Genomic DNA, 12,508 nt, shown 5'->3' with positions numbered 1-12,508 from the left:
TCTTAAAACACAGTTTTTTTAGAATACAGCTTTGTTAAAACAGTCTACATTAAAGGTGTGATTCGAATATCTGCGATTTGCGCTTCGTTCTTTTCACCCTCAATACCACCAGCGTAAATGTAGGTTTCATTCGATTTGAGGTAACTCATATTGAAGTGGTCCTTCAGCGCGATCTGATAGGTTTTTCCCTGCTCCAACGCTACTTCAATTGGCGTTGAGTAACGCATACCTTGGTTTTCACCAATATGGCCCATCTGCAAGTAACCTTGGCCAACCACCTTACCTGCATCATCCAATACCTCTAACAATTTCACGGTGTTCGTGATGCCAGTATTAAGTTGCCCTAGGTTATTGTTGTACCAAGCATCGAACTGGTAAGTGCTCGTTACAGGCGCTGTAAACGACTCTGTACCTTTTACGATGCCACTGTCTTTACTCACCGTAACCACTGAGACATTGTCTTTGAGTGGCTGATATTCGCCATCGAGTTTGATGCGGATCTCTTCACCGACACAAACAGGTTGGCTTGGGTTAGAACGGAAGCCTTTATCGTTAATGCTTTCAGCCAAATAACAAGCAAAACCTATTGGCGTATCGGAATAAGATTGAGCAATCACGTTCTTTTGAATCAGCTCGCCATTGCGATACAAGTTCACGTTGTACTTACTTGTCACGTCAATCGAAACCGAATTATCAACGCTTTTTACCACCAATGTTGGCTCTTGCGGAGAATAAACGCGACTATCTTCACTTGCGTACGGTTTCACACCAGAAACTAAAGTAATGCTGCTATCTACATTCACAAGCGCGCCCAATGTCACGTGGAAATGCCCCTCATCGTCCATCGTGACATTTTCAACTGGGTAGTAACCTGTGTCATCTTTGCTTACTTCAGGCAAGTCAATCGTTACCGAGTAGTTCTTTCCTTTGAAGGCAAAGTTTTCCAAAGTGATTTGTTCAGACTGAGCCAACAAGTTATTGCGCACCCAACTTGTGATAAATGGCTGCACTTCCAACTTACCCGTTTCGGTATGAACGCCGAATAGGGTCTCTACCACCATGTTCAAGTAGCCACCCACAGACCAAAGCTGACGCTGAGAGTTAATCACTGGGCCATCCATGCTTGGATCTTCACCATGATCACTATGGATGATGAATGACTTACCAGAAAGCCACTCTAAGTTTTCCATGTTGGATAAATTAGTTGCCGTGCCACGAACCAACGATTGAATCGCATTGTTCGCCGCAGCCACGTTCTGTGTTTGATGCGCGGCGCGCAAGCTGTACGCGGTAACAAATGGCCAAATTGCGCGGTTATGGTACACAGGCACATCCGGTTGTTGAGGGAAGTAAACCGGCACGCCAAACTCACTGTGTGGATAATTGGCCATGATTTGTTTCGCCTGCGCATCACTTGCCACGCCACTGATGATCGCAAGTGCTTCGCCCAACATGTCGTATTTGTCGACCGCGATGTCTTTGCCATTGTCAAACAAATAGCTTACGTACATACCGCGTTCGGCATTCCAAAACTGCTCGTTGATAGCGGTTTTTAACTGCTCAGCCCACTCGGTGTATTTGACCGCGTTGGTTGAATCGTACTTCTCTGCCAACTTAGCCGCGAGCTGAGTCGCGCGGTAGTGAACCACGTTTGTCGATAACGCTTTGCTGCTACCAATCGCATTGACATCGTTTGGCGTCCACGTTGAGTAAGTTTGCTCACGCCAATCGAGGAATGATTGCTCACCAGTGTATAAACCGGATTTCGCATCAAAAGCCGCCAGGCGATCGGCTTCAAGTGTATTACTGATAGCGTTATATGCGCGCTCGGCAAACTGGTTGTACTCTTCCCCATTCAATGCCGAAAGTAAGCGTTCTGCACCAAGCGCCCAAGTCGTGCGGTCGGTACTGATTGGCCAGCTGCCGCCAGTGCCCGTATCTTGCACAATCTGCTCGCCATCATATTGCTGATCGGTCGTGTCGCGAAAAGCGGACAATTTGAAATTCAAACCATTTTGCACGCGAGTTGGATTCATCAATGCAAGCGAAAGGTCTGCTGCGTACGCCAAATCACGCGTCCATACGTAATGCCACTTCGCGCCCGTTTCAAAAACTTCCGCTTTGATTGGGTTGTTGTAGTTGTAATTGCCGTCTTTGATTTCAGAAACAGCAAGCTGGCCTAGCTCTTTCATCGTCAATGCAAACAACGCGTCAAACGCGACATCACCCGACACCACTCGCGGCCCTGTTTGCTCATTAATCACTAAGCCTTGGTCGAGCGCATCACGCAATTCTGTCGTCGTTGAAATACCAAATTCACGCAGTTCAGCTTTAGGATCTTTCACCGAGAAAATCACGGTATCACTCGAGTCATCGTAATTGGCGAACAGTTTCACTTCTTTGCTCTGATGCCCTTCATGCACCATTGCAGGGTCGAGAATCGCATCAGAGTAGTATTTTTCCGCTTCTTCTTGCGTTGCTTTCGTCACAGTCATTGTCGCGCGACTTTCATCGGCAAAGCTCACAGAAAACTTGTAATACCCTTTGTCTTCAAACGTGATCTCAGAGTTGCAATCATCGTTCATACACGCTTCATTCGTGTCTGGTTTTGGCAGGTACTCCTGAGCTTTATCGAACGCCGCGGGCTCCTCAAAGTAGGTGTATTGGATCTGCCAACCCGGATCAGCAATCTTGAACTGATTGCTACCTCGAGCGACGCGCAGTACGGTTTCGTACTCGTTATTACCCAAATAGTTTAGCTTGGCATGCTCTGCCGTGCCCCAATCCCCATTTAAACCACGTAAATATAAGTCGGCTGAAATAATTGGTTTGTCGACTGACACTGGCGCATCAGAGGAATCTGACCCACATCCAGCAAGACCAATACAAGACGCGACAGCAAGCGCAATAAAACTCGGTTTCATGTTCATCCCTTAGATTGTTATTTTGGCGACAGTCTAAAGAACACCTTTTTGAGGGGAAAATAGGAAGTCAGGAGCGAGCTATAGATAACATCTATACGTCAGACCCCAACAGTGATGTAGATCTATGAAATGCGCATAATTTCAATCAAATGAGATTACAGATTTGTGATTTATAAATGAAATTGTGCAAAATACCCCTCGTTCTTAGAGGGGAAAGAAAATGGACAAATCTCTGCAGCAATTTTTACTGGTTGCACGCTGCCAAAGCATCAGCGCTGCGGCAAGAATGGCAGGGTTAAGCCAGCCAACGGTAACAAGCAATTTAAAGAAGCTGGAAGAGAATCTCGGCGTAACGCTGTTTGAACGTCACCCTAATGGCATGGTGTTGACCGAATACGGGCGCATCCTCTATCGCCATAGCAACGCGATGCAGCATGAATACAACCAAATGATGCAAAGCATTGATGAGCGGAAACAGTACCAAGTCGGAAAAATTAAAATGGGTACTGGCGATGCGTGGTGGCCGCTGTTCGTCAAACAAGCACTCAATGACCATCTGACCAAGCAGCCATCGGCATCTACGCACGTCGAATTTGGCAACCACTTAGGCTTGATGGATTCATTAATCAACGAACAGATTGAATTCTTCATCGGCCACGAGATTGTCGGCTTGTCGTCTAAATGTGATGTTACGTTTATTCCGCTATTTCAAACGGTTGATGCCTATTTTGTTTCCCCAAACCACCCACTTCTAGGGAAAACCGTCACCGAAGATATGCTGCACGAATACCCCGCTCTTTCGGTCACTTATGACGCTAAGAAATTCGCTCACGTCATCGATAACCCAATCCCGAAACAAAATGAACGCGAAAGGCAGCAACTGGATGACAGACCGACTTACGAAGTGGATTCTCTGCTCGCCAGTATTGATGTACTGAAAGAAAGCGTCGCGGTGATGTCTTATACCCGCCATCTGCAATCGTATTTGGAATCCTTTGGCTTACGATGCTTAACCATGGAAAACGAACCAAACCCTGGCACCGTCGGGATTTATCGCCACCGCCGAGAAACCTCGGAATCGCATCTAGATCTGATTGCGGGCATCACTCAGCGCGCTAAATTGCTCAACTAGAAAGTCCAAAAACAGGCGAACTCTTTTCGGTTGATATTGACGGCTTTGATAAATGACATGCAGATCCGCTTCAGCGCCTTGCGAGAAGGCGCTGAAGTTTTTCATATACCCATCCAAAACCGTTACTAAACGTTGTTGTTTGAGGTCTTGCTGAATATCTAAAATCGATTTCAACGCAATCCCCGCACCGTCCAACGCCCATTGTCGAATTACTTCACCATCATCAGAAAATCGCTTTGGCGTGACCGTGATCGTTTGGTGAGACTCTTCATCTTTAAAGTGCCACGTTTTTAATTCTTCATTGCTGCGCACCATCGCTAAGCAGCGATGATCCGCGAGATCTTGTGGGCAGTTTGGGACACCTTGCTTCGACAAATAATCAGGTGACACACACAGCACACGTTGACTCGACGCCAGCTTGCGCGAAATGAGATTGCTGTCCGCTAACTCACCGTAACGAATCACTAAATCGAGCCCCGATTCAGCCAAGTTCGATAAATTGTCATTAAGATAAAGATAAGGCGTCACATCCGGATATTGCTCAGAAAAAGCCGACACCATCGGCGAAATAATTTGTTTGCCAATATCTCGTGGAGCTGAAATTTTCAACGTTCCGCGCACTTCCGAAATACCCGTTTGCAGTAAGTTTTCCGTCTCTTTCACGCTATCAATGATGTTCAGACAAGCTTGATGGTACATTGCCCCTGCGTCCGTGAGTGATACGTGGCGTGTGCTTCGGTTGAGCAGCTTTACGCCATAGCGTTCTTCTATCGCTTGCAGCCTTGCCGTTACCGTCGCCGGAGACAAACCTAACTCCCTTCCCGCCGCTGCCAGACCTTGATGTTTAACGATGCTGACAAACAACGTCATATCCGAAAACTTATCCATCTTCGCGCCCTTATTATTTGAAAAAACTGAATAATCAATTCAGATATTACCCAATTATCAAATTAAATCGAATCCATATACTGACCCTATCGACATTGTTTAGACCCAGAACGTTATGTGACAGGGCAAAGTTAAACGCCGTAACGCTGTTCAACGCACAACAACACGCCCTGCCCAGCCAAGAGATAGGAAACAAAAATGAAACTGTACATTTATGAACATTGCCCCTTTAGCGCCCGCGTCCGTTTTGTTGCAGGCATGCTGAATATTCAGCTCGACGTCATCAACATTGCTTATGACGACGAGAGCACCACCACAAACCTCATCGGCGCAAAACAAGTTCCTCTTTTGATCAAAGACGATGGTGAAGCCATGGCGGAAAGCTTAGACATCATCAACTACTTCCTTGAATTGGCATCTTCCAGCGAAAACAGCCAACCCTCAACACCGGTTTTAGACTGGCAAAAACAAGCATTTTTACCGCTACAAAAAGTCGGGTATCCGCGTTGGTCAAACATGACGTTACCGGAATTTGTAACAGAAACCGCTAAACAAGCATGGCGTGCAAAAAAAGAAACCGAAGCGTTAAATTTTGAAGCTTTGATTAACGATACACCTGCGATTGCGAAAGAAGTCGCCGCTTTGATAGAACAAACTAAACCCTTGCTCAACCTAAGTTCAGAAAAGCAAACGTCACTGGTTGATCAAGCCATTATGTTTTCCATTCTACGCGGCTTTTTCAGTGCGCCCGAAGTGCAATGGGATCCAGCCGTACTTCACTGGATGGCAACCGCTCGTAAAGCGACCAACGTGCCAGTACTTATCTAAGGAGCGCATCATGAAACAAAGAACAAATAAGCTGTTTGAACCAGCTCAACTGAAAGCGTTGTCACTACAAAACCGCATTGTCATGGCACCAATGACTCGCGCACGCACCACTCAGCCGGGCAACATCCCGAATGAGATGATGGCAACGTATTATCAACAGCGCGCTTCTGCCGGGCTGATCATTTCCGAAGCCACACAAATTTCGGACGATTCTCAAGGCTATTCGTTCACCCCTGGCGTTTACACCGATGCGCAAGTGGCGGGCTGGCAGGGTGTGACCCAAGCGGTCAAGTCACAAGGCGCAGCGATGTTTTGTCAGCTATGGCATGTGGGCAGAGTGTCTCACCCAACATTCCAAAATGGTGAACAGCCTATCGCGCCATCTGCGCTCGCTCCGGTAGAGACGCAAGTTTGGATTGCAGATGAACAAGGCAACGGCAATATGGTCGATTGTGTTGAGCCACGCGCCATGACACAAGCGGATATCAACCGAGTTGTCGGTGATTTCGCGAACGCAGCCAAACGCGCTATTGAATCGGGTTTTGATGGTGTAGAAATCCACGGCGGGAATGGGTATCTGATCGATCAGTTCTTAAGAACCAACTCAAACCATCGAACAGACAACTACGGCGGTCCACGAGAAAATCGTATCCGTTTTCTTATCGAAGTAGTGGATGCAGTTATCGCCGCTGTTGGTGCGCATCGAGTTGGAGTGAGATTGGCACCATTCATTACGTTTAAAGATATGGACTGCCCGGATATCGTGCCAACAATCTTGGAAGCATCAAAGCAACTACAGGAGCGCGACATTGCCTACTTGCACTTGTCCGAGGCCGATTGGGCCGATGCACCAACGATTCCTGAGACGTTTCGAATCGAACTTAGAAAGCGCTTTCGCAACGCTATTATTGTTGCAGGTCGCTACGTTCCTCAACGAGCAAACGAAGTGTTAGAGAAAGGTTACGCGGATCTTGTAGCATTCGGACGGCCATTCGTAGCAAACCCAGACTTAGTCTCTCGCTTGCAACATCACCATCCGTTGGCAGAACTCGATGGCTCAACGTTGTTTGGCGGAAACGAACGAGGCTACACCGATTACCCTGCTCTGCAACATGAATGCGCAGAACAGGCCTAACAAAAAAGCCCCAACCTAGCAGCTACGGTTGGGGCTGTCACCAAACTAAAATTGGTTTTAGCTAGCTTAATCTGGCTAAGAGTTAAATCACTTCTAACGCGCCGCAGCGCCAAGGTTCGATAACGACTTTGATGTGGTCATTTGGCGTCATTAACTGTCTAAACGCGTCTTCGACACCGTCGATTCCCACTTTGGCGGTGAGCATTTTCTGCCAAGGCAACTTGTGTTCGGCAATCGCTTGTAGGCATTGCTCAAACTCGTGCGGTTGGTAGTAGTAAGAGAATCTCAAGTCGAGCTCTTTTACCGTCGCGTAAGCGTAGTTAATGATTGCGGGTGTCGTATGGATACCCGAGATGACGATTCGCGCTCGGGCAGGGGCGCGGCGCATAAAATCGTCAATTAATGTATGCTTGCCCACACACTCATAAATGACCAGACGTGAATTCATCGCGTACTGCTCACCAACGGCGATCTCGTCTTCCTTGGTCGGGTTGATCAATCGATTTGCGCCAAACTCACTAGCAAGTAGCAACTTCTCTTCCTGAAGATCGACCGCAAGAATATTGCTGACGCCACGTTGTTTCAGTGCAGCAATCACAGCCAGCCCTATAGGACCGCAACCGACAACCAGCGCGGTTTCTTCCGTTTCGATTTCACTGCGATTGACCGCGTGCAAACCGACCGCTAGTGGCTCAGTCAGTGCCGCCGCCTCAGATGGCATTCCGTCTGGGACAGGTAGCAATAACGCTTCATCAAGCAGGAAGTACTCAGAGTAAGCGCCATAAGTACCCGGAGTAACACCAACGCCCGCGCCATTTTGGCTGAGCAACATCGGTACTGAGGTGACTCGGCTACCAACGGACAACGTTTGCTGCGTATCGGCACCGTATTCGATAATTTCCGCGCAGAACTCATGCCCCAACATCACTTGAGCGTGCTCACCGGCTTCATCAGGCATCAACCCGAGCTGGTGGAATACATCAAATACCTCATCCGCGTGTCGAGTAATGTGAAGGTCGGAGCCACAAATGCCACAGGCGAGACTGCGAACCAACACTTGTCCCGAAGCGGGTTTGGGGATTTCGACTTGCTTCAGGCGGACACTACCATCCTGCATTATGATACTGTTCATCTGTTGCATGGGGTTACTCCGCAAGATCATCACTCAGGCCAGCAATCGCACCCGGTTTGATGTAGCGCGCGGTGAAGCCTTGTGCTTTCGCTGTTGCAATAACAACTTGCTCAATCCAACCTGCATCCATAATGTTGATGAAGTTACCCTCTTCGTCAAAGTTAATGTTCGCACCTTGGATCACCATAAAGCCATCTGCACCACCCGACTCTTCTGGACAGTGAAAGGTATGAATCGAACCACCTGGCTCATATAAGTAGCTACCAGCGGTTTGGACTTGATCTGGGTACTCAATGTAGTGCCAAGCGCCACTCAGCGTATAGAAATGCACCACGCCAGTGTGGAATTGCTTAGGCAGAGTGATACCCGGTTTGAACTTGGCGCGAATCACCCACGTACCATTTTCTGGGTCAAGAAACAGCGGGTAAACATCAACACCCGGTAGCGCGTCTTTAATGATCGACTCTTCATTAGTATTAAGAGTTAATAGGAAATCTTGATGCTGAATAACTTCTGGTAATGACATAACTTACATCCTCACTATTGCTGTAATTTGGCGTGCTCGCCTATTCCATCTATCCCATGAGCGGGTACTTAAAATTCTCGAAACCGTCAGATGCGCTAATGGTGCAGCCGTTGATACAGTTGGCTTTCTCGCTGACAAGAAACGCTACCACGTTGGCAATCTCTTCTGGTTGCGTGAAGTTTTGGCGCATCTGTTCTTTGCGGATGTGGTTCCACAAGCCGATCTCTTCGTATTGCCTTAACATCGGAGTATCGACACGTCCCGGAGCGACGGCACACACACGAATATCCAGAGGCGCTAACTCTAAAGCGGCGCATTTGGTCATCATATCGACTGCGGCTTTACTGACGTTGTAGGTAAACGTCATCTCGGAGGCCATTTGGGCGTAAATGGAAGAGGTATTGAGGATCACGCCCGGTGTCCCTTGCGCTTGGAATTGTCTTCCAGAGGCGAGAATACCGTAGTAGACACCGTTTTGATTGACCTTTGAGATCGGCTCAAAATCGGCAACTGGATCGTGGTCAAGCAGAGGTTTCGGTGCACCGATGCCCGCGTTGTTGACCATGATGTCAAGTGAGCCAAATAGTTCGACCGCGTACTTCACCATGGCTTCGACTTGTTGGTAATCGGTGACGTCCGCAACAAAGGTTTCCAACTGCTTAGGGGCAAAACTTGCGTACATTTGCAGTGATTGCTCTGAAATATCGACAGCAAGCACTTTGGCTCCTTGCTCTCTTAGCTTTGCAATAATAGCTTGCCCAATTCCACCCGCAGCGCCAGTCACGATGGCAGTTTTATTGATAAGTTCCATACAGCTTCTCATCCATGCGTTGTTGTTATCGAAATGTAACTTAGATCAACTCACTGGCACTCACTTGACCTTTTACGAAGTAAATTTGATATATTGCGATTTACAACCTGTTAACATTTTAAAATCGAGACATGTATATCGTACGAAGTGGCGCTGCTGATAAATTTGATAGCTTGGTTTCAGAATTAGGTCAGAATCCGCAAGAGATAATGGCCGCTGTTGGCCTGTCTGCCGCGCAGTTTCGCGATCCCGATACCTATCTCGCCTACCCTAGGTTGGCTGAATTACTGGAAGAAGCGGCTGCTCGTTGTCAGCAACCGTTGTTTGGTGCGTTACTCGCTGAGCGTAAAAACCTACAAAGCTTGGGGGACTTACCAATGCTGGTTTCTCGCGCGGAAACGGTTGGTGATGCCTTGGCGCGGGTGAATGATTTTCTCTATCTACATTCGTCAGGGGTAACTCTCAACATGACGCCACAAGATGATTGGGTACGGTTGTCGCTCAATATTGATGTGCACAGCGAACGAGGTATCGCGCAGTTGATGCAGCTCAGTGTGTCGCATCTGGCGATGTTTGTTGCGAGCTTACTTGATATTGAAGCAAGTCACTTCGCGCTACATTTGACTCAACACGCAACATTGGAAGTAGAAAAAAGCAAGTTTGCCCAGCAGAACAAACTGCGTTTCGGTGATAAGTTTGACGGTATCCTACTTAAAGCGACTCTGCTTAACGCTAAGAACCACCAAGATGAAGACGCACTAGAGCGCCATTTTCAACAGCACCTCAAAGAGCTGCAAACCCGTTACCCCAACAATCTCAGTGACCAAGCAGCAAACATGATTGGCCGTCTGCTCTCAACCGGAGAATGCAGCGTTGAGCGCGTTGCAAGAGCGTTGGACCTGCATCCGAGAATGCTGCAAAACAAGCTGAAACAACGGGCACAAATTATCGGCAGCTTTTACAACAAGTGCGTCAGGATTTCGCCGAACAGCGATTGCATGAGAATATTCAGAGTATTACCGATATCGCGTTGCAACTGGGCTATGCAGAAACTGCGGTCTTCAGCCGCCACTTTCGTCGCTGGACGGGAAAATCGCCAAGGCAATGGCGACAAGAAAAAACTCAGTTACAAACGTTTAAGCCCATCAGTTAAAAGCATAAATAACCTATCGTTCAAACCAAAAAGTGTGAGGTGGGAGGGTTGGTATCGAGAATTTCAGCAATCACAGATAACCCGTGTTTGATGTAGCCTCGGTTTGTTTCTGCTCCCAAGCTGATTCGCACGTAAGGCATTGGCTGATTAGTATCGAGAACAAACGGTTTATATCCAGTGATCTGCACCCCTGAACGCTTAGCCGAAGCAACCAGATCATCGCTATTCCACTGCTCGGGTAGTCTCAACCAAATGTGCTGTCCATTCGGGTGCGAGCTATAAACATGCCCTTCTAAAGCGGCTTTTGCTATTCGCTGCCGCTTGGCAAACTCATTGACTTGAAAGCGAATAAGTCGATTTAACGTACCGTTTTCGATCCACAAATGAGCAACTTCAAATGGTAATGGAGTCGCAGACCAACTCGTTGCCGCTAAACGACCAATCGCGTGCTGCAAAAAATGACGTGGGACCGTCAGATAGCCAGTGCGCATGCCTGGCGCTACAACTTTGGTTAAACTGGTGACATAGAAAGCTTGTTCGGGTAACAATGTGGCAAGGGGTGGGACACGGTTAGGTTCTAGTGCTCCATACACGTCATCTTCAATTACATAGATGTCGTATTGCTGCGCAATATTCGCTATCGCCTCTCGGCGTTCAACATCCATATGCGCACTAGTCGGGTTAGCCATGCTCGGTGTGCAACACAATACCTTGATTGGTTTGTGTTTACATGCCCATTCAAATGCATCCGGCGTTATACCAAACTCATCCATTTCAAGTGGTTGCAACTTAAATCCAAGCATTCTCGAGCGAGAGATCAAGCCATGATCAACCAAGTGACCACAAGCAACTAAATCGCCGTGTTCAACAACTGTGCTTAAAGCCAACGTTAAACCATGGCATGCGCCATTTGTGAGTAATATTTGATCGGCACCCACATCCAACCCTTGGCTACTTAGAAATCGTGCTCCTGACTCAATATGATGAGGCTGACCTGTTACCGGCTTTGCTTTACTGATCAAACCACGATTGTTTGTTTGCCCAGCAATCTCCATTAACGCCTGATTAAAAAGCGTAATGTGGCGATCGGTCACCACTGGATGTGCAATCGACATATCAATTTCATCCGGCGTTTCTTTCATCTCTTGTGTCAGCATGAACTCCGTGTCCGTACTTTCATCCACAAAACCTGATTTGACAAAAGTACCATTCCCAACCCAAGACTCGATCGCCCCTTTTTTCTCTGCATAACCATATGCATGGCTCACCGTTTGTACGCTGACGCCAATTTGCTCTGCAAACTCACGATGTGTGGGTAATCGAGTCCCCGGTTTTAGATAACCACTGCGGACACATTCGACAAGATAGTTACCAATGGAGATGTATTTAGCGGTGCCTGGCCGAATGATCGGGTTCAAAGAAATTGTCATGACACAATATTTTAATTGATTCATTTTTAACGCTCATTGTAACTTCCGTTTAACAAATGGCGAACTTTAACTCACAAAACGAGGTGAAATGCACAAAAATAAACCACAATTGTAATGATTGACATGAAATGTATGGGTTAAACAAACATGTTAAACAGCATCGTTCAATCCAAATACAACCCCAGAGGTAAATTGCAATCATTTTTAACGCAGATCTGGCTAGCTGGTAGAAGGTAGAAATACCTCAGCGTCTCCGAAGGCCCATAAGGCGTCGGATTTCTAACAAGGAGAAAATATGAGAGGCGTTGCTTTGCATTTTACACTGGATGAGTTCCAGGATCGGTTAACGAAAGTTCGGCAATCGATGGAAGAAAGAGAATTGGATGTCCTTATCATTCATGACCCTTCTAACATGGCGTGGCTGACAGGCTATGATGGGTGGTCTTTTTACGTGCCACAATGTGTCGTTGTTGGTCCATCTGATGAACCTGTTTGGTTTGGACGCTGCCAAGATGCCAACGGAGCATACAGGACTGCGTATATGTCGGC

The 12,508-nt window shown here is 47.4% G+C and carries 10 protein-coding genes and 1 pseudogene; 5 read left to right on the top strand and 6 right to left on the bottom strand.

Features of this window, described 5'->3' with window-relative positions; translation table 11 throughout:
* Positions 1-44 precede the first annotated feature (44 nt).
* Positions 45-2,924: an MGH1-like glycoside hydrolase domain-containing protein gene (locus IQP38_RS19135; protein WP_193837914.1), complete on the bottom strand. Its 2,880-nt coding sequence runs from the start codon at positions 2,922-2,924 to the stop codon at positions 45-47.
* A gap of 220 nt (positions 2,925-3,144) precedes the next feature.
* On the opposite strand from IQP38_RS19135, the gene IQP38_RS19130 reads away from it, so the two are divergent.
* Positions 3,145-4,056 carry a LysR family transcriptional regulator gene (locus IQP38_RS19130; protein WP_053349304.1) on the top strand — a complete coding sequence of 304 codons (912 nt, stop codon included), beginning with the start codon at positions 3,145-3,147 and terminating at the stop codon, positions 4,054-4,056.
* On the opposite strand, the gene IQP38_RS19125 is transcribed toward IQP38_RS19130, so the two are convergent.
* Positions 4,009-4,944 (bottom strand): LysR family transcriptional regulator, encoded by a 936-nt coding sequence (locus IQP38_RS19125; RefSeq protein ID WP_054574558.1) that lies wholly within the window; start codon positions 4,942-4,944, stop codon positions 4,009-4,011. The two genes, IQP38_RS19130 and IQP38_RS19125, sit on opposite strands and share 48 nt — an antisense overlap.
* A 198-nt stretch (positions 4,945-5,142) precedes the next feature.
* Between IQP38_RS19125 and grxB the strand changes: the two genes are divergently transcribed.
* Both grxB and IQP38_RS19115 read left to right on the top strand, forming a co-directional pair.
* On the top strand, positions 5,143-5,772 hold the full coding sequence (gene grxB / locus IQP38_RS19120; RefSeq protein WP_193837913.1) for a glutaredoxin 2: 630 nt from the start codon (positions 5,143-5,145) through the stop codon (positions 5,770-5,772).
* 10 nt (positions 5,773-5,782) lie between these two features.
* Complete coding sequence (locus IQP38_RS19115; RefSeq protein WP_053304586.1) at positions 5,783-6,907, top strand: alkene reductase; 1,125 nt, start codon at positions 5,783-5,785, stop codon at positions 6,905-6,907.
* Positions 6,908-6,989: 82 nt separating this feature from the next.
* Here IQP38_RS19115 and IQP38_RS19110 read toward each other — a convergent pair whose 3' ends face one another.
* The 3 genes from IQP38_RS19110 to IQP38_RS19100 are packed head-to-tail and all read right to left on the bottom strand — an operon-like array spanning position 6,990 to position 9,376.
* Positions 6,990-8,048 carry a zinc-binding dehydrogenase gene (locus tag IQP38_RS19110; protein WP_186585483.1) on the bottom strand — a complete coding sequence of 353 codons (1,059 nt, stop codon included), beginning with the start codon at positions 8,046-8,048 and terminating at the stop codon, positions 6,990-6,992.
* A gap of 4 nt (positions 8,049-8,052) precedes the next feature.
* Complete coding sequence (locus tag IQP38_RS19105; RefSeq protein WP_193837912.1) at positions 8,053-8,565, bottom strand: 2,4'-dihydroxyacetophenone dioxygenase family protein; 513 nt, start codon at positions 8,563-8,565, stop codon at positions 8,053-8,055.
* Between the two features lie 49 nt (positions 8,566-8,614).
* Positions 8,615-9,376, bottom strand: coding sequence for an SDR family NAD(P)-dependent oxidoreductase (locus IQP38_RS19100; RefSeq protein ID WP_193837911.1), 762 nt, complete (start codon positions 9,374-9,376; stop codon positions 8,615-8,617).
* 131 nt (positions 9,377-9,507) lie between these two features.
* Here IQP38_RS19100 and IQP38_RS19095 point away from each other — a divergent pair.
* Positions 9,508-10,529, top strand: a pseudogene (locus IQP38_RS19095) (helix-turn-helix domain-containing protein).
* A gap of 20 nt (positions 10,530-10,549) precedes the next feature.
* Here IQP38_RS19095 and IQP38_RS19090 read toward each other — a convergent pair.
* Positions 10,550-11,983 carry a PLP-dependent aminotransferase family protein gene (locus IQP38_RS19090; protein WP_080996739.1) on the bottom strand — a complete coding sequence of 478 codons (1,434 nt, stop codon included), beginning with the start codon at positions 11,981-11,983 and terminating at the stop codon, positions 10,550-10,552.
* Between the two features lie 271 nt (positions 11,984-12,254).
* Here IQP38_RS19090 and IQP38_RS26615 point away from each other — a divergent pair.
* On the top strand, positions 12,255-12,508 hold a 254-nt coding region (locus IQP38_RS26615; RefSeq protein WP_228010125.1), incomplete at its 3' end, for an aminopeptidase P family N-terminal domain-containing protein.

It is taken from the genome of Vibrio sp. OPT41, assembly GCF_015163595.1.
Lineage (GTDB): Bacteria > Pseudomonadota > Gammaproteobacteria > Enterobacterales > Vibrionaceae > Vibrio > Vibrio alginolyticus.
Note: the sequence above shows the minus strand (reverse complement) of the source record. Positions and strands in the feature narration are given on the sequence as shown.